Source organism: endosymbiont of Galathealinum brachiosum (assembly GCA_003349885.1).
Taxonomy (GTDB): domain Bacteria; phylum Pseudomonadota; class Gammaproteobacteria; order SZUA-229; family SZUA-229; genus SZUA-229.
Genome location: QFXC01000004.1, coordinates 31,479 through 55,290, shown reverse-complemented (window position 1 = coordinate 55,290; position 23,812 = coordinate 31,479). Strand labels below are relative to the sequence as shown.

Annotated in this window: 15 protein-coding genes; 1 reads left to right on the top strand and 14 read right to left on the bottom strand. The window is 37.5% G+C overall.

The window, feature by feature from the left end; translation table 11 throughout:
- Nucleotides 1-17 precede the first annotated feature (17 nt).
- The 5 genes from DIZ80_02335 to DIZ80_02315 all read right to left on the bottom strand — a co-directional run bounded on the left by DIZ80_02335 (nucleotide 18) and on the right by DIZ80_02315 (nucleotide 7,795).
- Nucleotides 18-992, bottom strand: a complete 975-nt coding sequence (locus DIZ80_02335; protein RDH85275.1) for a UDP-3-O-[3-hydroxymyristoyl] N-acetylglucosamine deacetylase — start codon at nucleotides 990-992, stop codon at nucleotides 18-20.
- Between the two features lie 177 nt (nucleotides 993-1,169).
- Nucleotides 1,170-2,174, bottom strand: a complete 1,005-nt coding sequence (locus DIZ80_02330; GenBank protein RDH85274.1) for a hypothetical protein — start codon at nucleotides 2,172-2,174, stop codon at nucleotides 1,170-1,172.
- A 15-nt stretch (nucleotides 2,175-2,189) separates the two neighbouring features.
- Nucleotides 2,190-3,068, bottom strand: coding sequence for a hypothetical protein (locus DIZ80_02325; protein ID RDH85273.1), 879 nt, complete (start codon nucleotides 3,066-3,068; stop codon nucleotides 2,190-2,192).
- The gene (locus tag DIZ80_02320; protein ID RDH85272.1) at nucleotides 3,049-6,564 is read right to left on the bottom strand and encodes a DNA polymerase III subunit alpha; all 3,516 of its coding nucleotides are present in this window, start codon (nucleotides 6,562-6,564) and stop codon (nucleotides 3,049-3,051) included. The genes DIZ80_02325 and DIZ80_02320 overlap by 20 nt, the downstream gene beginning before the upstream one ends.
- A gap of 631 nt (nucleotides 6,565-7,195) precedes the next feature.
- Nucleotides 7,196-7,795 (bottom strand): ribonuclease HII, encoded by a 600-nt coding sequence (locus DIZ80_02315; GenBank protein RDH85271.1) that lies wholly within the window; start codon nucleotides 7,793-7,795, stop codon nucleotides 7,196-7,198.
- Between the two features lie 86 nt (nucleotides 7,796-7,881).
- On the opposite strand from DIZ80_02315, the gene DIZ80_02310 reads away from it, so the two are divergent.
- The gene (locus tag DIZ80_02310; GenBank protein ID RDH85270.1) at nucleotides 7,882-9,015 is read left to right on the top strand and encodes a lipid-A-disaccharide synthase; all 1,134 of its coding nucleotides are present in this window, start codon (nucleotides 7,882-7,884) and stop codon (nucleotides 9,013-9,015) included.
- Between the two features lie 27 nt (nucleotides 9,016-9,042).
- Here the strand turns inward: DIZ80_02310 and DIZ80_02305 are convergent, their stop codons facing one another.
- The 9 genes from DIZ80_02305 to DIZ80_02265 form a co-directional block, all read right to left on the bottom strand.
- Complete coding sequence (locus tag DIZ80_02305; protein RDH85269.1) at nucleotides 9,043-14,916, bottom strand: hypothetical protein; 5,874 nt, start codon at nucleotides 14,914-14,916, stop codon at nucleotides 9,043-9,045.
- Nucleotides 14,917-15,214: 298 nt separating this feature from the next.
- Nucleotides 15,215-15,985: an acyl-[acyl-carrier-protein]--UDP-N-acetylglucosamine O-acyltransferase gene (locus tag DIZ80_02300; protein RDH85268.1), complete on the bottom strand. Its 771-nt coding sequence runs from the start codon at nucleotides 15,983-15,985 to the stop codon at nucleotides 15,215-15,217.
- Nucleotides 15,986-15,990: 5 nt separating this feature from the next.
- Complete coding sequence (gene fabZ / locus DIZ80_02295) at nucleotides 15,991-16,440, bottom strand: 3-hydroxyacyl-[acyl-carrier-protein] dehydratase FabZ (protein ID RDH85267.1); 450 nt, start codon at nucleotides 16,438-16,440, stop codon at nucleotides 15,991-15,993.
- 9 nt (nucleotides 16,441-16,449) lie between these two features.
- A complete protein-coding gene (gene lpxD / locus DIZ80_02290; GenBank protein RDH85266.1) occupies nucleotides 16,450-17,472 on the bottom strand; it encodes a UDP-3-O-(3-hydroxymyristoyl)glucosamine N-acyltransferase in 1,023 nt (340 codons plus the stop codon).
- A 24-nt stretch (nucleotides 17,473-17,496) separates the two neighbouring features.
- Complete coding sequence (locus DIZ80_02285) at nucleotides 17,497-18,003, bottom strand: hypothetical protein (protein RDH85265.1); 507 nt, start codon at nucleotides 18,001-18,003, stop codon at nucleotides 17,497-17,499.
- Nucleotides 18,004-18,014: 11 nt separating this feature from the next.
- Complete coding sequence (bamA, locus tag DIZ80_02280) at nucleotides 18,015-20,420, bottom strand: outer membrane protein assembly factor BamA (GenBank protein RDH85264.1); 2,406 nt, start codon at nucleotides 20,418-20,420, stop codon at nucleotides 18,015-18,017.
- Nucleotides 20,416-21,792, bottom strand: a complete 1,377-nt coding sequence (rseP, locus tag DIZ80_02275; GenBank protein ID RDH85263.1) for an RIP metalloprotease RseP — start codon at nucleotides 21,790-21,792, stop codon at nucleotides 20,416-20,418. Before rseP ends, bamA begins: the two co-directional genes overlap by 5 nt.
- On the bottom strand, nucleotides 21,789-22,997 hold the full coding sequence (locus DIZ80_02270) for a 1-deoxy-D-xylulose-5-phosphate reductoisomerase (protein RDH85262.1): 1,209 nt from the start codon (nucleotides 22,995-22,997) through the stop codon (nucleotides 21,789-21,791). The genes rseP and DIZ80_02270 overlap by 4 nt, the downstream gene beginning before the upstream one ends.
- Nucleotides 22,997-23,809, bottom strand: a complete 813-nt coding sequence (locus tag DIZ80_02265) for a phosphatidate cytidylyltransferase (GenBank protein RDH85261.1) — start codon at nucleotides 23,807-23,809, stop codon at nucleotides 22,997-22,999. The genes DIZ80_02270 and DIZ80_02265 overlap by 1 nt, the downstream gene beginning before the upstream one ends.
- Nucleotides 23,810-23,812 lie beyond the last annotated feature (3 nt).

The following is a 23,812-nucleotide window of genomic DNA, read 5'->3' as shown; positions in this document are numbered from 1 at the left end:
AATACCCACGCTAATTCTTAGCTTGCTACTTTCTTAATTGGTACAACATTCAACGTCTGCTGAATAAAATCTCCATCATACAGATCATCATGATTAGCGAACATTTCCTTACCTTGCTCAAGAGAAGTTTGCATCCAGGTCGATGTTTGACTGAAGAGCTTTTTAAGCAATTTCTGATTCAGGCTATGTCCTGCTTTATACGCATAATAATGACCAATAATTGGCGCGCCTGCTAATGACATATCACCGACTACGTCCAGTATTTTATGTCGTACAAACTCATTCTCTACTCGCAACCCTTCAGGATTAACTATTTTCTTACCATCAACAACTATTGCATTAATTAATGATCCGCCTTTAGCGAGACCTTTTTCTTTCAGGTCTTCAACCTGCTCCGCAAAACCAAACGTTCTAGCGTAAGCAATATCTTTAAAATAACTATCTTCTTCCAGCGTAACCGAATAACACTGAGCTCCAATAGCAGTATCAGGAAAATCAATACACATGCTTACACGTGGCACTGAATGAGGCATCAACATGGCATATTTATCACCATCATTAACCACAACAGGTTTTTGAATCCAGATACCCTGCTTAGGCGCTTTCAGATAACTTTTACCTGCATTTTTAATCACTTCAACAAAGACCTCTGCACTACCATCCATAATAGGTATTTCAGGTCCATCAACTTCAATTCTTACATTGTCGATACCACATGCAATCAGGGCAGACATAAGGTGCTCTACCGTATTCACACCTACACCATATTGATTAGTCAAATTTGTAGACAGAATAGTATCTGAAACATTACTCCAGTTAGCGTCAATGACACCCTGACCAGGATGCGCATCGGTTCTAACAAAATAAATGCCTCTTTCATCAATACTGGGTTTCAGGCTAACCGTTGTTAGCTTTCCGGTATGCAATCCGATACCAATAAATGAAACGGGTTTGCGAACAGTTGATCTATTATATTTATATATTGTATCCATCGCCGTTCTCCATAATGAGTGGGTGAATACAATTTATTGGATCTATGACGTTCGGGATGGTCAGTTAATGCCAGTCATGAGTCATTTAACGCCAGACATTAATAAAGACGGTTAAAAGTGTGATTTAGCTCGTATATTTAGGGAGTTATTAATTTTAATATTCATATTCTGTAGGCGTTAACGCGGGGTTTCCCTATATTCATGAGGAGAGAAACCGGTCCAGCGACGAAACGCTCTGGCAAAATTGCTCGGCTCAGAAAAACCTAACAAAAAGCCAACTTCAATTATCGACCGATCACTACCCCGTAAATATTGTTTTGATAGTTCACTTCGTGTTTCATCAAGAATGGTTTTAAAATTAGTTTTTTCATCTTTGAGTTTACGTTGTAAATTTCTCAAACTCATATTAAGACTACCGGCAATTTTCTCCTGATTAGGTACGCCGTTATTCAGTTCTTCAATAATACGCGCTCTAACCTGCATACTGAGATTGCTTTTATCAAATTTTTTCAAATATGTGATAACGGTCTTATCACTCATTCTTGCGAGATCAGGGTTTGCAGATACCAGTTTTCTTTCGAATGTATTCTTTGCAAATATTAACTGATTTTCAGAACCACCAAACTCTACTTTAACATCAAAAAAATCATCAAATTTTTCTGTATTTTCAGGTGGTTCATGAGCAATAACAACTCTCTCGACTTTCAGTTCCGGCCCAAATGTAATTCGACACATATGAAACAATGTGGCAACTGCAGCATCCATTGAAACAGTAACAGGTTGTTTTAACTTTGAACGCATTACAATCTGATAACAGTCGTTTAACTCATTTAGTGAAAAATCAGTAGCTGTTGTGACTGCACTCTGAAATCTGATCAGCCGATTTATCGAGTCTTTAAGTGTATCACTTGTAATCCAGGCAAGACCAAGACCACATAATGATGCCGGTTGTATAAGGGCTGCATAAGTTAAACCAATGGACTCATCTTGCGTTTGTTGCAGGGCAATTTTCCATACTTTCTGTAACATCGATGTACTAATTCGATCATTGGGCTGGTATGCAACATCCATATCTATACCCGCCTGTTTTGCTATAGCGAATTTATCAAGCCCATAATAATCGAGTAACTGCCCGAGAACAGATGCGACACTAACTATCGTTGTAGCCTGATCTTTTTCCATTTAAATCGATTCCATTTATTTCTTTTTTTCTGGTAATAATGATTCACGCAAATCATAAACAATTCTGTGTGTATTATGACAACGAGCACAAACCGTAACCGCTATCTCACCCATTAGTTTCTGACTTTCTTTTATATGACCCAGCTTAATATTTTTCTCAAGACTTTTTATTCTATTGCTAGTCGCTTCACCTAAAATACGTTCCTGTGGATACTCATCATCCTTGTGGCAAGACTGACAGCTACTTCGTAAATTTTTCAATTGTTGTTTAAAGTTCTGAGTCGTATTTAATGCGGCCTGATTATTTCCATCAGCTAATGAAATCAATATACGATTAACATACATAGATAAATCCTGCATGTTATTCTCTATATTCTGCGGCTCACCATCAACATCATTAATTTTCAAATCACTATAATCGGGCGAACGATAAATTGCCGTCACCTGAGGCTGATAATCATCATGGCAATTATCACAGGTCTCACGTATTTTATTCAATGTTATAGCAACGTTATAAAAATCTTTATTTTGAGCATGTTTTCTTACACTGGAAACAAGCTCAGGTTTAATTTTATCTTCCCACTCCGGCACCATTTCAGAAATTTTATTATAATGTTTTTCAAAATTTGCAAGCCATTTACGCATATGCACTTCATCTTCCTGCCCGGCATACTCTCTCATAGCCTGCATTTCACGACGAAGTTTAAACATAGTATGTAACCACACCTGTCTTTTATTTTCTGGTTTGTACCATTTAGCAAGTACAACCGGTGGTTTTTTTATATCAATAGAGCTATCAGGTTCTGCATTAACAGCTGACATTCCTGTACTGAATACAATGCTACAAAGTAAAAGTAATTTTAATATTTTCATTTTAATATATAACCGAAACATTATTATCACCCGCCAGTTTATCCAGACGGTTAATGAGTTCATCACTGGGCTGCACACGCCAGTCATCACTTAAGGATATTTTTGCCATGACATCATTACGTGTATAGTTAATCCATATTGGACAATTGCCTTCTCTAAAAGGATTCAGCACGTGATTAAGCTGATGCACAATACTATGGTCACCATCGTTTTCTTTTAGATTAATTTCCAGACGTTGGGCAAATTTTTGTCTGGCCTCTGTTATATCGTATATTGTATCTGCCGTTATTCTATAACCACCGAAATAGTCATCGTAAATAACTTTACCTTCAACAATTATTAATTTATCTTTATTCAGGAGATAATTATATTGTTCAAATTTTTCTTCAAATATACGCACTTCTACCCGTGCAGTACGATCATCAAGTACCGCTGAAACAATTTTCCCACCGGTTTTTGTTTTTCTCACACGCATACCAATCATTAAACCGGCGAGTTTGTAACTTTTAGCATTGCGTTGCGACATATAACCACCACCCGCACCAGATGCTAAATCACTCTGGTCGGCTAAAGCACCAAGGGAACAATCGGTAAATTTTCTCAATTCCTTTTCATAACGTTCAATAGGGTGACCGGTAAGATATAATCCCAATGTGTCTTTTTCAAAGGTGAGACGTTTTTCTTCTTCCCATTCAGCAACGGTTACTTCATCAATCGGTGCGATTGTATCTTCTTCTGCAGCACTGCCAAATAAATCATCCTGCCCGATACTTGCATTTTTCTGATACTGCTCCGCTCCCTGCATCGCATCACGTAAACGCGCCATTAAACTCGCACGATTTGGACCAAGCTCCTGTAATGCACCTGCTTTTATTAATGCCTCTAGTACACGCTTATTAACTTTACGTCCGTCAACACGGCGACATAAATCATATAAATCTTTATAAGCACCATTATTATCTCGCTCTTCAATGATGCCTTCTAAAGCAGCATCACCAACACCCTTAATTGCACCCAGACCATATAAAACCTGCGTTTCATCGGGCACTGAGAACTTGATAATTGAACGATTAATATTTGGCGTTAAAACTTCCAGCTCCATACGGTGGCAATCTTCAATTAAGATAACCACTTTGTCCGTATTATCCATATCGGCTGATAATACGGCAGCCATAAATTCAGCAGGATAATGTGCTTTTAACCAGGCCGTTTGATATGACAGTAATGCATATGCAGCTGAATGGGATTTATTAAAACCGTATCCGGCAAATTTCTCCACCAGATCGAATATTTTCATCGAAAGTTCTGAATCAATACCATTTTCCAGTGCACCGGCTTCAAACACGGCACGCTGTTCAGCCATAACTTCGGCTTTCTTTTTACCCATGGCACGACGCAACATATCTGCGCCACCCAGCGTATACCCGGATAACACCTGAGCAATCTGCATTACCTGTTCCTGATACAGAATAATGCCGTAGGTTGGCTCCAGAATCGGCTTCAGAGATTCATGTTGATATTGAGCATCTGGGTAGGATACTTCTTCCCTGCCGTGTTTACGGTTAATAAAGTTATCAACCATACCTGACTGAAGCGGGCCGGGACGAAACAAAGCCACTAATGCGATAATATCTTCAAAACAATCCGGCTGCAGACGTTTGATAAGATCTTTCATTCCACTGGATTCCAGCTGGAATACTGCGGTGGTTTCAGATGCTTTTAATAAGGTAAACGCTTTTTCATCATCCAGTACAATCCGGTTAATATCCAGATCATGCTGATCAGCATGCCGGGCTTTTATATTCCTCACTGCCCAGTCGATAATTGTTAAGGTGCGTAAGCCCAGAAAGTCAAATTTAACCAGGCCTATCGCTTCTACATCATCTTTATCAAACTGGGTAACAATACTGTGACCACCCTGTTCACAGTAAAGCGGGGTAAAGTCGGTGAGCACCGAAGGTGATATAACAACCCCCCCCGCATGTTTACCCGCATTTCTGGTACAACCCTCTAAAGACAGACACATATTGATTAAGTCTGTGACATCAGCTTCATTTTTATATGCATTAGCTAAATCATCAGATTCATCTAATGCTTTAGTCAGGGTCATACCAATTTCAAAAGGGATCATTTTGGCAATACGGTCTACAAAACCATAACCCAGCCCGGATACACGCCCAACATCTCGTATAACCGCTTTAGCAGCCATTGAACCATAAGTGATAATCTGAGATACCGCATCTCGCCCATAGGTTTCTGCAACATAGGCAATTACCCGATCACGACCATCCATACAGAAGTCGACATCGAAATCCGGTAGTGAAACACGTTCAGGGTTAAGGAATCGCTCAAACAGCAACTCATACTCAAGGGGGTCAAGATCGGTTATGAGTAATGCATAAGCCACGAGAGAGCCGGCGCCTGAACCACGACCCGGACCCACAGGAATTTCATTATCTTTTGACCACTGAATGAAATCTGCAACAATCAGGAAGTACCCCGGGAACCCCATCGTGTTGATAACGTCCAGCTCAATATCTAAACGTTCGTAATAAGGCTTGCGTCTCTCCTGTGCATTTTCTGAATCGAGTGGAACGAGTATCTCAAGACGCTTATCCAGACCTTCTTTTGATACTCGAATGAAATACGACTCAATTGTATCTCCTTCCGGTATGGGGAAATTAGGTAAGAAACTTTCACCCAGTCGTACATCGATACTACAACGCTGGGCAATTTCAACGGTATTCTGTAAAGCTTCCGGAATATCCGCAAACAGCTCACACATTTCTTCTTCTGTTCGCAGGTATTGCTGATCACTATATAATTTCTGACGACGGGGATCATCCAGCGTTCGACCATCATGAATACAAACTCTGACCTCATGACTATCAAATTCATCCTGCTTTAAAAAACGAACATCATTGGTAGCAACAACCGGCGTATTCGTCGCCATTGCCAGACTCACAGCCGCATGCAAATACTCTTCTTCATCCTCACGACCGGTACGCTGTAATTCAAGATAAAATCGGTCAGGGAAAATGTGCTGCCAGGCTTTCAATAACGCTTCGGCCTGCATCTGATTTCCAGATAATAAAGCTCTTCCCACATCACCTTCGCGGCCACCCGAAAGCGCAATAATGCCTGCACTGGATTCTCGTAGCCAGTCCACTTCAATCATCGGGATTCCACCATGCTGACCTTCGAGATAGGCGCGTGAAATTAGCTGGGTGACATTCAGGTAACCTTCATTATTCTGGCACAGCAAAACCATTCGCGATGGCTTCTCGGTTTCAACTGCAGAACGTAACCAGACATCGACACCCACGATAGGTTTTATACCGGCAGACATAGCTGCACGATAAAATTTCACCATGGCAAAAAGATTAGACTGGTCAGTCAGAGCGACTGCAGGCGCATTCCGATCTGACAGTGTTTTTATCAAAGGCTTGATGCGAACTACACCATCCACCAGTGAATATTCGGTGTGTAGACGTAAGTGTATAAAACGGGGATTCATTAATCTATAATCTACTTTAATTACTCAATGTAACTTATTGATTTTATTTAATTATGGGGCTTTATTTTAATTATGTATTTGCACGGTCATTATGAAACAGAAAGTGATGACTAACAATCACTAATCACGATTTACCACTATTATTTGTTTTTCAGGGATTAGAAACAGGGTATTTTCCCACTTTGAGGTTAAAACGCTATCAAAACAGGTTAAAAATAACCACTTTATCGGTTATTGAATTGAGAGGCAGCCCTATTGCGTTATTACAAAATACACAAGACGGATAGATAGATTAATAAAGCCACGTAACTTATTGATAACCATAACTTTATAATTACTTAACAAAAGATAAACCGGTTGTTATGAAACACATCCATCGGGGAAAGGTCTCGCTTTTTGAGCCCTGTCCCCTGTGCTGATTCCAATCTGATTGTCAGAGCCATGAACTACTCCGTACAACTCCTGGTGGCCTCAATAAGGAAACAGAGCGCCAAAAAAGCAGCGGTCTATCCCCGATGGATAAGATCCTAAACAGGGTAAAAAACAAATCACATAACAAGAGCCAGACCATGCGAAAAGGGTCAAACTCCGATGAATATACGTCTGAATAGAACTCAGAAAAACACGGATACTAGCCCTCCAACAATCGCCTCACCGGCCCAAAAGTTTTACGATGCTCAGGGCATGGACCATGCTCTTCAAGTAGTGCCATATGCACTTTTGTGGGATAACCTTTATGCCGGTCAAACTCATATTGAGGGTACTCTTTATGCAGATCTTGCATCTGCTGATCCCGCTCAACTTTAGCCAAAATTGATGCCGCTGCTATTGATTTAACCCTGGCATCCCCCTTAACAATTGCTTCTGCTTCACAACTCAAATCGGGTAATTTATTACCATCAATTAGCGCAAAATCCGGTGCAATAACCAGAGCCTCAACTGCCTTTTTCATAGCCAGCAAACTCGCCTGAAGTATGTTTATTTCATCAATAACTTCAGGTCCAATCGTCGCAATTGACCATGACTTTGCCTGCAGCTTTATTTCAAGAGCCAACTTCTCACGCTTTTTAGCCGTCAGTTTTTTCGAGTCATTCAAACCCTCAATCGGGTTTTCCTCATCCAGAATAACGGCTGCCGCCACAACAGAACCAACTAATGGCCCCCTGCCCGCCTCATCCACGCCGGCAACAAATCGGTAGTTTTTAAGATCAATTTCAATGTCGTCTATCATCTTTTCCGGTACAATCCACTGCTAAATAAATACCGAATAATACATAATAGCCACACCCAAGAGCAAGGTTAAACAACCCTCAGATTATGAAAAGAGTAATGATCAGTGCAGGAGAAGCCTCCGGTGATATGCACGCGGCAAATATAGTAAAAGCCATAAAGAGCAATCACAACAATATTGAATTTTATGGCATGGGCAGCACACAACTGCATGATGCAGGTGCCGAACTATTGATCGATTGCGCTGATATTGCGGTGGTTGGCCTGGTAGAAGTACTGGTACATTATCGAAAAATAAAACGAGCATTAAACACATTACGAGAGTCATTACGTGACAATCCGCCAGATTTACTTGTACTGGTTGACTATCAGGAATTTAATTTCAAGCTCGCCGAAACAGCCAAAAGCCTTGGAATTAAAGTTTTATTTTATATCAGCCCTCAAGTCTGGGCATGGCGCGAACATCGGGTTCACAAAATAGGTAAAATTATAGATATGATGGCCGTTATACTGCCATTTGAAGAAAAATTCTATAAAGATGCCAATGTACCGGTTCGCTTTGTGGGAAACCCGCTTGTCGATAAGACCCATCCAGATAAAGACAAACAAACTTGCTTTGAAGAATATGGCTTAAGTAATGCAAAAAAAGTCGTAGGACTATTTCCCGGCAGCAGACATGGTGAAATTAAGCGAGTATTACCCATACAGCTAGCTGCGGCTGAAATATTGCTCAAAGATAAACCTGACCTACAGTTTATTCTACCTGTTGCCAGCACTTTAAATAAAGAGCTATTTGACAGTTATCTTGAACAATATAGCCACCTTAATATTAAACTCGTTAAAGACCTTCCCTATAACGTAATGCAGTGCTGCGACACTATTATGACCGCATCCGGTACTGCCACTCTGGAAATTGCGTTGATGGGTATACCAAATTGCATGGTTTATAAAATTGCAACTATCTCATACCTGATACTTCTCCAGCTTGTTAAAATTAAACATATAGGCCTGGTAAATATTGTTGCAGAAAAATACATAGTTAAGGAATTTTTACAATTTGATGCAAAACCACAACTGGTTGCCGACGAGATTAATTTAATTCTAGATGATGCTACCTACAGAAAGAATATGGTAAACGAACTAAATGCGGTACGAGATAAACTAGGCAAAACCGGCGGCATAGATAATATGGCTGATTTAATTCTTGAGATGTTAGATTAACAATCAGATAACTATAAGCGATTAAACTTATGCCAGTATTTCATCGATTTTATTTATAAACTTGTTAGCTGAATAAGGTTTAGTCAAATAGCCCTTTATACCAATATCTCCAGCTTTCTTTTCGTCCATCTCTAATGACTGACCAGTACACAAGATTATAGGAAAATCAGGCTTCACTTCAAATATTTTTTTAGACAAAGTTGTACCATTCATTTCCGGCATTGTCATATCTGTAATCATCAAATCAACTTCATTTATATTTTTTAAAATGTAATCAAGTGCATCGATAGATCGGCTAAAAGTAACAACTCGAGCCCCATGTAAACTGAGAAGATCTCTAATAAACTCTAAAATTAGCAGCTCGTCATCAACAACAACAATGGTTTTATTTAATTCAGAACTAGAAGTGTCCTGCCCTAAATCAGGAGATTCCATATTCTTTTCTTGCTCAGATACAGGTAACAATATTGTCATCCTGGTACCTGAATGAGATGAACTAATAAGCACATGACCATGATGTGAATGCACAATACCATGAACGACAGACATCCCCATGCCCGTACCTTTACCTACCTCTTTAGTGGTAAAAAATGGATCAAATATTTTATCCATTACATCTTCTTCAATCCCACTACCATTATCTTCGATAGTCAGACTAACGAAGTCACCCGAAAATTTCTCATGACAAGAATCACATTCAGAGGAAACATAACCAGACTGTAATGTAATCTTTATTTTACCAATATCCTGAATAGCATCACGCGAATTAACACAAAGATTAATTAATATCTGTTGCGCCTGAATTGGATCTATAACAACATCAGGTAGATTATTAGGGATTAGAGACGTTATTTTAATACTGGAAGGAATCGTTGATTTTAACATTTTAACACTTTCCTTTACTAAAGGAGCAAGCGCAACAGGTTCATCATGAGTTGCATGAGCTCTGCTAAACAACATCATTTGAGCAACAAGATCTTTAGCGCGCTGACCTGCAAGATACACATTATCAAGATACTCGTTAAGCTTTTCATCCCCACTAGAAGACACCATTAATTTAGCTAACTCCGTATACCCCAACATGGATGCTAATATATTATTAAAGTCATGTGCGATACCACCAGTTAAGTGCCCTATAGTCTCCATTTTACGAGATTGATCAAGCTGTCGATTCAACTCGATATTTTTAATATCAATTTCTTTAGTATGCGTAATATCCTGAACAATACCAAACATCTTTAGAGGTTTTTTATCTAAATCACGTAAAACATAGCCTTTTTCTAAAACCCAACATATGGCTCCATCAGGCCTAATGACTCGATGTTCGACACTATAATCAAACCCGTCGAAACAGGCCTGAATAGCCGTTTTAACAATTTCACGATCATCCGGGTGTATAAATAAAATAAAATTATCAAAATTAATTTCTGTATCTAATCTGGAACAACCGAATATATTATAAATTTCATCAGACCACTCCAGATCACCTGTTGATATATCCCAATCCCATACACCCAGAGACGAGTAACTATGAATATAATTCATTTTATCAACTTTTTGAGATAACTCTTTTGTAGACAACGTTTGCTTCTCTACATTATCTTTTAACGAAACGTAAAGATAAGAATTAACCAGTGAAACCGACACCTGAACCAGCATCATTTTAATAAAGTCAAACAGCTCTAACGATAAGGGAATATTTTTCCTTGAATTCTCTAAATACAAAATCGCAAGAACTCGCTGCCGATAAATAACAGGAACACAGATAATAGATTTTATAGAATTATTAATAACATAATCTTCTTTCATAAAAGGCGAAAAAGATTCATCACTATCAAGATACACACTTGTTTGAGTACCAAAACAATAATGCACGAGATCATCTAAAATAACATTACTACCCTGCTCAACATCATGATTCAAATCACTATTCAGCACACCACCAATACAACTACATGCAATCTCAAAACCATGATTCAAACAAGATACAAAATAAATCTTATCTGCAGACGACTCACTATATGCCGACTCAACTGTAGTCCTGATAACCGATTCTGAACTAAGCGCACCTGAAACAGCTACAGATGCTTTCAACAGTCGACTAAACTCACCAGTCCATTTGTTTTTATCTTTAGACTCAAAACGACCAACTCCATCAGAAACAAGCACTGCCGCATAATCATGTGATAACTGTTTTACTTTAAGATCAGCCCCCCATTCACCGTACTCATCTACAGACCGCAACACATACTCTCTAGCCATCAAATACTCATGCTTTAAACAGGCGTCCTGAGCTAAAATTTCAAATAAAATACCCTTTTCAAGGTAACTACCTTCATTTATTACATGCTTAACCATCTGATCTAGATCTTCATTTATTTCAAAAAGATCAATATCATTTAATAAAAAAGAAATCTTAATTATGCAGAACTGCACATTATAATTTAAAGGCCCAACACGAGACAATTTAGACAAAGACTTTGCACTAATTTCAAGTTTATTTAAAATAGAAAGGTATTGATCCTCTTTATGATTATGATTTTTCAACAACTGCAACAACGAAAGTGACTCATAAAAATATATCTGTGTTACAGGGAACATTACAATATCAATATTCATACCTACAAGACGTTTATCTATAACATCAATCACCACCTGATAATTACCATAAATATAATTAGTAATTAAATTAACTATTGCCTGCCACGCAATACCAGGAGAAAACTTAATTTCAGAAAAATACTCATACGAATCCTTGCTTAACTCACATGATTTCTGCTCATCCTTGAGAAACGTTAAATCATTATTCGACAACACATTAACAGCGTCACAAAGATAAAAATACGACATTAACATCTTTTTATCATTTGTTTTATTCAGAAATGAAAACACATCTTTTGAAGAATCAAGAACACAACTCAATTTTTCACCCGACAAAAACTTTGTCCAAACAAAAAAATAGGAAGCCCAGGCTCCAAACAAAAAGTCACTCGTTAAAACAGATGATTTATAACTTGAATAATATCTTTCAGAGATATCACTAAAACTCTCAACATAAAAAGCAGTATAATTACAAAATAAATTTGTAATTTTAGGAAACATTATTTTATCATCATATTTATCTATTATTTTTAGTGCTAATAACCCCGATTCATAGGCCTGGTCATGTTCGCCTTTTTCTGACAAATACATTGAATACATTACAAAACCGAATGAAGATTCACTATACAATGTTCCAAAAATCGAAACATCTAATATTTTATAAATCGACAATTCCATTAAATCAAGATTTTGAGAATAATAAGCTGCCTCCCATAAATCGAGCAATATTCTTATCTGATATTTTTCTTCATCGACACTCTTATACTCACCCCCATCAAGACCATCAAATATATGTGAACTTATTTCTACCAGATCAATGCTTTCTACTTTCCGTTTCAATTCTTTTAATTTAATATCAGTAGAAGGCAAACCAAAATCAAAACGCGACAGCAATTCCACCCCTTTCGTAGCTGCAGAACCATACCCCTCATCTGTGCTTACAATAATATCTTTATATAACGCATAATATTTAGCAGCATCTGCCAATTCTTTACATTGATTCAGTAATTTATCAATTTTGTCAATCAACCCAGAAAAATCACCACTCAAAAATGAGGTATAAACACTACCATAGTGTATTGACTCTACAAATTTTTCTCCTAGCTCTTCCTCATGAGAACAAACATAATCCAGAGCGTACTTATAAAACGAATTAGATGTATTATAAGAAAGTTGATTCAGTGAATATCTGGCAGCTTCTACATTGATTTTTACAGCATCTAAACGCTCACTATCATTTAATATTGATTTCGCTAAATTAAGCTGTATTACCGACTCGAATAGATTGTTTTCACCTATATTCTTCTGCAATGAGTAAGATATATTTTTATGAATAAATCGTTGCTCGTCAATATCAATGCTTGCGTAAATCACCTCTTTTACTTTGTCATTTGAAAACGAAAAACCATCAAACAACATTAAAACACAACCAATATCTATGCATTCCTGTAAAACCTCACTAACATCTGACAAATCCATCAATGAAATATCAGACAATAAAACTTCACTTATAGGCTTCCCATAACATGCCATATATTTTAATAACTGGATGTGTTTTTCACTAATATTATTTATATTTTCTCTTATATAATATTCTAGGCTCATATACTCACCTGAAAGTTCTTTTAGTGCTAACTCATCCAGACTGTCTGCATTCAGGTCTTTTGAATACAAACTAATCAATATTTGCTTTAAAAAAAACGGATTTCCCTGCGATCTTCTATTAATATTGTTTAAATATATATCGCTGAGACTCAAGCCCAAGTAATTACTTGAAAAATCACAAAACTCAATATTAGAAAACCCATTAATAGATTGAAAATAAACATTGTTATCCTGCATGCATTTTTCTATTAATTGAGCGGCATAAACATTGGTAGCAACTTCATTCGATCTATACGAAAATATAAAGTGTATATAAGTCGATCTGTTATTTAAAATACTCATGATTAACTCATGATTTTCTTTATCACACCATTGAATATTTTCCATAACCAGGAACACATGTCGCTTATCAATTAAATGCTCTATAAAAATAATCAGACCTTTATAAAAACCCTCACTACCCATCGCCTCATCGACTACATCATCAAATACCGATATATCGAACACATCTCTACATAAAGAAAAAACAGAGCTAAACGCATGTTTATCAACTTTATTTTTCAAATACTTAAAACTATTAACTATATTTTCAGTTGAATAAAAACCTGCAAGAGATAACAGGCATTGTTTAATTGCGGCAAATGGTTGACTAATCGACTGCTCATAAAAAACACCTTTTAGAAAAAGAAAGTTTAATGAGTGACATTTCATTTCAAGATTTTCAATAAACACGCTCTTGCCGTAACCAGAGTAACCACTTATCACAATATCACTTAAATTATTTTCATATAACTCTGTAATTTTATCAAAAGCATGGTTATATAATTTTCGGGGATAAATACTGTTGTTAATTTTATGAAGGTATATGTTCTTGCAGTTAATTCTAGACGCATCGACACATGTATTAATATATGCAAGAGTCGACCTCAATTCATTATCCGTACAAAATCTTTTTTCAGCTCTGAACTCGGTTAGTCGGGTCAAAGCATTTTTTATAATTAAATCGACTTCTTCAATTTCTACAGGCTCTATATCTTTATTATGGAGTGACCTTATTTCATCTGTATTTAATAGTTTTCTTTTTAATATCAACTCATAAAAGATCAGACCTAACTTATAATAATCACTCCTCCAGTCAACAACACAGTCTGTTTCTTCTAACTCTTCCGGAGAAACATATAAAGTATGTTCAGTATTTTTTATTACTCTGGAATTAGTATAACGATCTGATCTCATCAAAACGGGAATAATCGTCACTACATTGTTAACACTGTCAAAATATATATGATCAGGTCTTAAAGTATGAGAAAAATACGACAGCTGATGTGTCTGTTTTAGAAATATGGCTATTTGATTAACAATATATAACGTCTGAGACAGTGTTAGCTGTTTAATAAAAGTATAATTTGATAGAGGTTCACCTTTTATAGCTTTAAAAGCAACCGCAATAACACTGTCAGTATGATCCAGTTCTTCAACAGTTGCTATATTCGCGACAGAAGACAATTTATCTGATTTAAAAATATCTATTATATTGTTAAACAGTTCATCTTTATTTTGAAATGTTTTTATATAAAATGCCTGATTATATAATTTATCAGTCTTTACAAAAGCACCCTCTGCCTTGTCGTCACTGATATTCACATATTCATCAATATCATTAATTTCTAAGGCCTTTTCCAGGTGTTTTATCATAAATATCACTATTAAATTTAAAGATCAAATCATATTAATACAGTCTAGCAGTTATAACATCAGATGCAGTAAAACATGCCTAAACGGGATATTTAGTCATGATTAGTTACTTAGTATAAAGAAACTCTTATGAAACATAAGATTTGTCTGGAATTGACAGAATAAAATCACATCTTCAAATAGATGTAGGACTAATAAAATAAGATTTGTCCAGAATCAAAATCGTTAACCTGTATTCAGTAGGTTTTTTAATCAGGGTATTGAATATACCCTATATGGTACTGGAAACCAAAGAGGCTTATCGAATAATGCCGCGTTCTGACTGGCAAATAAAATCGGCCATTAGTTTGACCTCAGGATATTGATTTATAAGCTCAGATGCTTCTTCCATTGCCTGATTTCTCGGTTTTTTGGATCGCACCATCAATTTATAACCATTTACAATGGCTCGAATAACCTCGTCACTACAGCCACTTCTCTTTAAACCAACTTTATTAATACCGCTAGCTTTACCATAACTACTGGCAACAATGACATAAGGGGGCACATCCTGATTTATAATTGAACCCATACTGGTAAAAGCACGACTGCCTATTTTTGTAAACTGATGCACGAGTGTAAAACCACCCAGTATGGCATGATCACCAACTTCTACATGTCCTGCACAGGAGGCTGAATTGGCAAATATTATATGATTGCCGATCTGGCAATCATGAGCTACGTGAACATATGCCATTAGTAAATTATGGTCACCTATTCTAGTAATACTACAACCGTCATCCGTTCCACGTGAAATCGTTACATTTTCACGAATAATATTGTTATCACCAATTTCCAGATACGATGTTTCTCCAGAAAATTTTAAATCCTGAGGCTCTTCACCAACAGAGGCAAACTGAAAAATTTTATTATTTTTACCTATTTTTGTTGGCCCGTTAATAACAACATGAGGACCAACCCAGGTGCCAGAGTCAATTTCAACACCAGCGCCTATAATGCTATAAGGACCAATACTGACATCTTCAGCTATGCTGGCTTTTTCATCTACAATAGCAGTTTGGTGAATCAACTTAATTATTCCGGCTTTTCAGTTGCTGCACACATTATAGTAGCACTTGCAGCTAATTTACCATCTACTGAAGCTTTACAATCAAACTTCCAGATTGCACGTTTTCGTTTAATAAGCTCTACATCCAGGGTTAAAACATCACCCGGAACAACCTGACGCTTAAATCGAGCATCATCAATACCGACGAACAGGTATAAGGCGTCTGCTTCTGGACTCTCATCCATTGTTTTAAAACCAAGTAAACCTGTAGCCTGAGCTAATGCTTCCATAATTAACACACCCGGCATGACCGGATAACCAGGAAAATGCCCCTGAAAGAACGGCTCATTTATAGTTACATTTTTTACTGCAGTTAAGGTTTTACCTACTTCGTAATCAAGCACTTTATCAACCAGCAAAAAAGGATAGCGATGCGCTAGCAATTTTTGTATTTCAGCAATTTCGATTGTGTTCAAAATGACACCTTAACCTTTATTTTTAATTTGTTTTTCTAAATCACGAATTCGTTTGGCCATATCATCAAGCTGTCTGAAACGTACACTGTTTTTACGCCATGACCTTGTATCATCCATAGGCGTTGGTGACGAGTAAGAACCCGCTTTCTTGATAGACGATGAAACCAGTGTCATAGCGGTAATGATAACATTGTCAGTAATTTCAATATTATCCCGTATACCTACCATACCGGCAAATAAACAATTTGCACCAACTTTTGTGCTTCCGCCGACACCTACACCACGGGACATAAGTGTGTGTGCACCAATATGAACGTTATGTGCTATTTGCACATGATTATCAAGCTTTACACCATCTTCAATAACTGTATCGTTTAAAGCTCCTCGATCAACTATAGAGCAAGCCCCTATCTCAACTTTATCGCCTATTCTAACACCGCCAATCTGAGAGATCTTCAACCATTCTGTTTTATCAAATTCAAAACCAAAGCCATCAGAACCAATAACTGACGATGAATGAAGTATACAGTGCTCACCAATACTACACTCATAATACACGGTTACATTTGGATATAAGTGTGTAGATTTACCAATTTTACTATTTCGGCCAATCACGCACCCAGCCTCAACGATCACATTATCGGCAATCTCGGCTTTTTCTTCAATTACAACATTCGCACCAATATAAGCAGATTCTGAAACTTTAGCCGTCTCATCAATACTGGCTGATGGGTGCACACCTGCATCAGGGCGCGACAATGGGTAAAGCAGGTTAACAACTCTTGCATAGGTAGCACGCGGGTTATCTACGACAAGCGATGAAACGTCTGTTTCTTCAAGCATCTCTTCTTTTATGATAACCGCACTTGCAGATGTACTACGTAAATTATCGATATATCTGGCACTTGAAACAAAACAGATATCACCTTCAGCTGCTTTATCAACAGGGGCTACTGAATTAACAACAACATTCTCATCACCATGCAATTTAACGCCTAGTTCTTTAGCAAGTTGTTTTAATTTATAACCCATCGATAACCTCAGCGATCTTTACAATTACTTCTTAACTGCTTTTAATACAAGAGCTGAAATATCGTCAGTGATGTTTGATTTATCATCAACATAAAGAACACCCTCATTCACAACAAAGTCATATTTATTTTCAGTTGCATATTTTTTAACAACTGTATTAACTACTTTTCCAAACACCTGCATCTCTTTTTTACGCACTTCTTTTAATTTTGTTTCTAATGCCAGGGCCATTTGCTTATACTCAGCAAACATTTTTGCTACTTTTGTTTTAGAGGCGATTAATTTATTTTCAGTCATTAACAACTCATTTGTTTTAATCTCTTTTTCTAATGCTTTGATAGCAGTTGCCTTATCATCTATGGCCTGTTTTGGGCCGTTAAATTGTGCTTCAAGTTTTTTCTCTATACCTGTCGCCTCTGCATATTCACTAAGCAATATATTCGGATTTACATAACCTATTTTTAGTGCATAACCTGAAACTGGAGCGACTAACAAACTCAGCGTAAATAAAGTTGATATTAATTTTTTCATCTAAAATTCCCCTAAAAGAACGAACCTATACTAAATTGAAATGCCTGTGTTTGATCACCCGGCACATTATTAATTGTTTCTGCATAACTAAATCTTAATGGCCCTATTGGTGCTAACCAGACAAACGAAACACCATATGAACTCCTCAGCTCATCAGCCTGAAATCCACCTTTAAAATCATTTGCCAGAACATCATCCTTTAAAAACACATTACCGATATCATAGAACACACTCAAACGCACAGAACCGGGTGGTTTTTCCATAAAAGGAACCGGGAATATTAATTCCGCACTTGCTACCGTTCTTATATCACCACCAATTGGATCACCTGTGCTTGCTATCGGATCACCATTTTCATCAGTACCTGTTGATTGGGGGCCTAACGAGTTAGAGTCATAACCACGAACCGTTCTTAGACCACCTGCGAAGAAACGCTCATAAAACGGATATAGCTCAGTATTTCTATAACCATCACCATAAGCGACATCAGTTCTTATTAAAGTGGTTACATTACCACTAATCGGGAAATAAAACTTATTACGATAAGTGACTTTATAGTACTCCAGATCACTTCCGGGAGTTGTTATATCCAGTAATATTGACTGACTATTACCACTGGTAGCAAAAACAGTTCTGTTTCGAGTATCATGAGTATAACCAGCTAACATAGTAAAGGCATCTATTCCTGCTTCCAGAAAGTCTCCATTTACATCGACCTGGCCCTCTCCATTCTCAGTTAGAAAATCCAGAACATCCTGCGAGACTGTTGTTGTACCCCTGATTATATCTGTGTGTTCATAACCGACACCTAAACGAAGACGATCAAATTCACTCAGTGGTATACCATAAGATAAATTCAGTCCGTAGTTATTTTCAAGATAATTAACGATATCCTGTTCAGCTGTATCTCGTTCACGATATGACAAAGCAAGCGTGCGGCTTATACCGTCTATAGTATGATAAGGGTCTGTAAATGATACACTGTATGTTTGACCAGCGGCTTCACGGTTAAGCGTAAGCGCCAGCTTTTCACCGGTACCATTCAGATTATCCAGCGTCATACCCAGATTAAACACAAAGCCCTGACTCTGAGAAAAACCCGCTCCAATATTAAAACTACCTGATAATCGCTCAGTTACGCTAATATTAATATCAACAAGGTCTTCAGTTCCCGGCACCGGGTCTTTATCAACATTAACTTCTTCTATATATGCTAAACGCTGCAAACGGATTTTAGATCGTTCAAGCTTGCTATTAGACAGCTCTCCACCTTCCATTAATCGTAATTCGCGTCTTAATACTTCATCATTGGTTTTATAATTACCCGTAAAATTAATTCGGCGCACATACACTTTCTTGCCCGGATTCACGAAGTAACTCAATTCTACTTCGAGTGTTTCATCATCGATAACTGGCATCACTTTTACTTTAGCAAATGAAAAACCCTCATTTCCAAGTCTTCGAGTTACCAGATCTTTACCCTGCACCATTTTATCACGTGAAAAAACATCACCTTTCTCAATAAAGATAAGTTTTCTCAATTCTTCTTCTGGCAGTTTTAAATCACCCGCCAGTTTCACTTCTTTAACCTTATACTTATCACCTTCTGTAACATTCATCGTGATATAGATATCTTTCTTATCAGGCGTAATTGTTACCTGTGTTGAGTCAACGGCAAAACGAACATAACCCCTGTCCTGATAATATGATTTTAATGTTTCTTCATCAGCAGCCAGTTTTGGTTTCGCATATTCATCCATGCTTGTAAACCAGTCCCATGTACCAGGCACACCAAGTTGTAACTCGGATAATAAAGTATCATCATCAAATACACTATTGCCTACAATATTAACCTGCTTGATTTTTGCTATAACACCTTCCGATATTTCTATATCAATATCAACTCGATTACGCTCCAGCTCTTTAACTGACGTTGTAATCCGAACCGCATATTTGCCGCGACTAAAATATGCCTGCTGCTTAAGGCCCTGCTCAATTTTATCAAGTGCTGACGGATTAAATACCCGACCTTTTACAATACCAATATCAGTTAATATTTCTTCTAACTGTTCATCTTCAATATCACTGTTACCAGACCAGGTAATACCTGATATTGCCGGTCTTTCCAGTACTTTTACAACCAGAGTATTGCCATCTTTTAAAAGTTTTACGTCTTTAAAGAAGCCCGTGTTATACAGCTCCTGAATAACATAAGTTGATTGAGAAGTTTCAAACGGGTCACCAACTTTAACAGGTAAGTAATTTAGCAATGTACCATCAGGTATACGTTCCAGACCTTCCAGACGTATATCATCTACTACAAAGCTGCTACCAGCATATAGGTTGTGTTGAAAAATTAAGATAAAAAGTAAAAGTAATAACCTGCGCACAATTTCGCCAAATAAATATAAATTAATTAATTAAACGTTGAATATCATTAAAAATAGCCAGACTCATTAATAAAAACAATAATGTCAGTCCAAGCCGTTGCCCTAGTTCTTCAAAGTTCTGTGAAACAGGAGATCCTTTTACTATTTCGATAAGGTAATACATTAAATGCCCACCATCCAGCATAGGTACGGGTAGCAAATTCAATACACCCAGACTTACCGAGATCATAGCCAAAAATTTAATATAAGTCAGAAAGCCGATACTAGCAGTAATACCTGCATATGTTGCAATGGTAATAGGCCCTGATATGTTATCAAGAGCCGCTTCACCGGTTACCATTTTTCCAAGCACTTTTAACGTTAGCGCCGAAAATGTCCAGGTTTCATCAAGAGCACGGGTTAGCGCACCAAATAAACTATATTCAATACGAGTTTTAGTTTTATTAACCAGTTCTTCCGGTATTTCAGGATATGCACCCATAAAACCAACCAGTTTGTCTCCGCGTTTTTTTTCTGCCGGGGTTAACTGAATGTTTTCCTGACCGCCATCTCGTTCAACAATAAAGTGAAGTGTCTTACCTGCACTCTGCTGCACAATACCTACCAGTTCTTTCCAGTCTTTTATTGGCTTATCATTAATAAATAAAATCAGGTCCTGTGCTTTTAATCCGGCAGCTGAGGAAGCACTGTTTGGTGTAATACCTCCAATTAATGCCGGAATTTCAGGTGTCCAGAGTTTAAAACCAAGTAGTTTTGTAACGTCTGTTTTTTCCTGCAGTATTTTCAGATCACCTATAGGAACATTACGCTCAACAATGCGAAGTTCAGCTGTTTTAACCTTAACTGTTAATGAACCGCCATCAATACCCTGATCAATAAGCGCAAGCCTGAAAGACTGCCAGGTTTTAATCTGCGTATTACCAACAGCAAGTATTTCATCTTCATTCTCAAAGCCAGCCTGAGCAGCAGCTGACTCTACAACAGGCGCAGCAATAACGGGCTTTATACCTTCTTCACCGTTTATAAAAAATATGAAATAAAAGAAAGCAGCAAGAATAAAGTTAAAAATCGGGCCAGCGGCGACAATTGCAAAACGTTTTGCAACAGGTTGGGTATTAAAAGCTCGATGTCTTAACGAATCATCAACCTCACCCTCCCTTTCATCAAGCATTTTAACGTAGCCACCTAAAGGGATAGCCGCAATTACAAACTCAATAAGGTCTTCGCCTTTTTGTTTTTTCCACGAAAAAAGCGGTTTTCCAAAACCAATTGAAAAACGCAGAACTTTTACTTTAAGTAATCGAGCCACCCAGTAGTGACCAAACTCATGAAATGCAACCAGAACACCTATTGCAATAATAAAGAAAAGCACATTATATAAAAAACCACCAGAACTCATCGCTTAAACTCCAGTTGTTTTACCCAGTCTTCTGAGACCTGTCTCGCATCTGAATCAGCCTGAAGAATTATCTGTAAATTATCGGCATCAATTTTTGTTATGTTTTCCAATGTTTTTTCAATGACCCTGGAGATATTTGTAAAACTCAATTTCTTGTTTAAAAAAGCATCTACAGCAATTTCGTTTGCCGCATTTAATATAGTTGTCGAAGTACCACCCTCATTAAGCGCCTCGTAAGCCATTGCTAAACAGGGAAAACGCTTAAAGTCAGGTTTTTCAAACTCCAACTTTGCGACATCGAAAATATCTAATGGTTCAACTCCAGAGGGTATTCTTTCTGGCCAGGCCATCGCATGAGCGATAGGTGTACGCATATCCGGATTACCCATTTGCGCAAGCACCGATCCATCGGTATAACTCACCATAGAATGAATAATACTCTGTGAATGCAGTACAACCTGTATCATTTCTGGCTTTGTATTAAACAACCAGCAGGCCTCAATAACTTCAAGGCCTTTATTCATCATAGTTGCAGAATCAACTGAAATTTTTTGCCCCATAACCCAGTTTGGGTGAGCAACAGCCTCTTCCGGTGTCACATCGTGCAACGTATCAATACTGCGAGTTCTAAATGGGCCACCACTGGCAGTTAATAGTATTTTATTAACACCGGCTGCTTCCAGGCCTTTCTCAAAGTGAGATGGCATACATTGAAATATTGCATTATGCTCAGAATCTATCGGCAATAACTCAGCCTGATGCTTTTCTACTTCTTTTATAAATATATCACCCGACATCACCAGCGCTTCTTTATTAGCCAGCAAAATACGTTTGCCTGCACGAGCAGCTGCAAGTGTTGGCAGGAGTCCGGCGGCACCAACAATAGCCGCCATAACCTGATGCACATTATCAAGACCGGCAACTTTTTCCAGTGATTCAACACCTGACAATACTTCAGTATTCAGTCCGGCCTTATCAATTTTTTCTTTTAATCTTTGCGCTGCATCAGCATTTACCAGAACTGCATATTCAGGTTTAAATTCAACACATTGTTGATATAACTTCTCATCCGCCTGATTTGCAGTTAAAGCAACTACGTTATACTTTTCCGGGTGACGTTTAATAACATCAAGCGTATTAACACCTATAGTGCCGGTAGATCCCAGTATACAAACTCCCTGTGTAGATAAACCAGAGGTAGACATTAAAAAATCACCTGACTTAGCAGTAGGGCAAGAAATGGAGCAGAAGACAAAACGCTATCAATTCGATCTAAGATACCACCATGACCAGGCAAAATACTTCCTGTATCTTTTAGATCTTTTTCACGCTTAAGCAAACTGACTGACAAATCACCTGCTACAGAAATAAATGTGGCTAAAGCTGCAATAATCAACAACATTAAAAGTTCGATTATTTGCAACTCAAATAAAATAGCTGCAAGAAAGCTGTATACCGCTGTAGCAAAAACAGCCCCATACATACCTTCTTTAGTTTTCCCCGGGCTTAGCGTTGGAGCCAGTTTATTTTTACCAAAACGTTTACCAGAAAAATAAGCACCTATATCAGCTACCCAGACTATACTCAGACAATAAAAAAGCCACCATGCGCCTTCAGCACGCACTAACATAAGAGCAAGAACAGGGGGTATTAATGCAACTATACCTATAATTAACTTCGCTACCGATATTGACTGATTAGCAGGCTGCGGGCCTTTTGAAAACATATGATATATTGCAACAAACCAGACCAGAACGGTTATCGATAAAATAGACGTTAACCACTGAGGATTATCATTAATTAATAATTGGGAGAAATATGCCCCTGCCGTAATTAATAATGCATAAACAGCACGTAATGCTGCATGTTGAACACCACTTAGTCTTGCCCATTCCCAGCCAGAGATAAGCATCACAACCAGTAGAGAATAAAAAACAATATTTACAGGCTGGGTAATTATTCCCCAGACCACTAAAGCAGCTAAAGGAATAGCAGTTAGAACTCTTTGTTTAAGCATTAA

Coding starts and splice junctions, on each gene's coding strand:
- DIZ80_02335 (RDH85275.1), bottom strand. CDS start 992: ATGGATACAATATATAAATATAATAGATCAACTGTTCGCAAACCCGTT.
- DIZ80_02330 (RDH85274.1), bottom strand. CDS start 2,174: ATGGAAAAAGATCAGGCTACAACGATAGTTAGTGTCGCATCTGTTCTC.
- DIZ80_02325 (RDH85273.1), bottom strand. CDS start 3,068: ATGTTTCGGTTATATATTAAAATGAAAATATTAAAATTACTTTTACTT.
- DIZ80_02320 (RDH85272.1), bottom strand. CDS start 6,564: ATGAATCCCCGTTTTATACACTTACGTCTACACACCGAATATTCACTG.
- DIZ80_02315 (RDH85271.1), bottom strand. CDS start 7,795: ATGATAGACGACATTGAAATTGATCTTAAAAACTACCGATTTGTTGCC.
- DIZ80_02310 (RDH85270.1), top strand. CDS start 7,882: ATGAAAAGAGTAATGATCAGTGCAGGAGAAGCCTCCGGTGATATGCAC.
- DIZ80_02305 (RDH85269.1), bottom strand. CDS start 14,916: ATGATAAAACACCTGGAAAAGGCCTTAGAAATTAATGATATTGATGAA.
- lpxD (RDH85266.1), bottom strand. CDS start 17,472: ATGGGTTATAAATTAAAACAACTTGCTAAAGAACTAGGCGTTAAATTG.
- DIZ80_02285 (RDH85265.1), bottom strand. CDS start 18,003: ATGAAAAAATTAATATCAACTTTATTTACGCTGAGTTTGTTAGTCGCT.
- rseP (RDH85263.1), bottom strand. CDS start 21,792: ATGAGTTCTGGTGGTTTTTTATATAATGTGCTTTTCTTTATTATTGCA.
- DIZ80_02270 (RDH85262.1), bottom strand. CDS start 22,997: ATGTCTACCTCTGGTTTATCTACACAGGGAGTTTGTATACTGGGATCT.
- DIZ80_02265 (RDH85261.1), bottom strand. CDS start 23,809: ATGCTTAAACAAAGAGTTCTAACTGCTATTCCTTTAGCTGCTTTAGTG.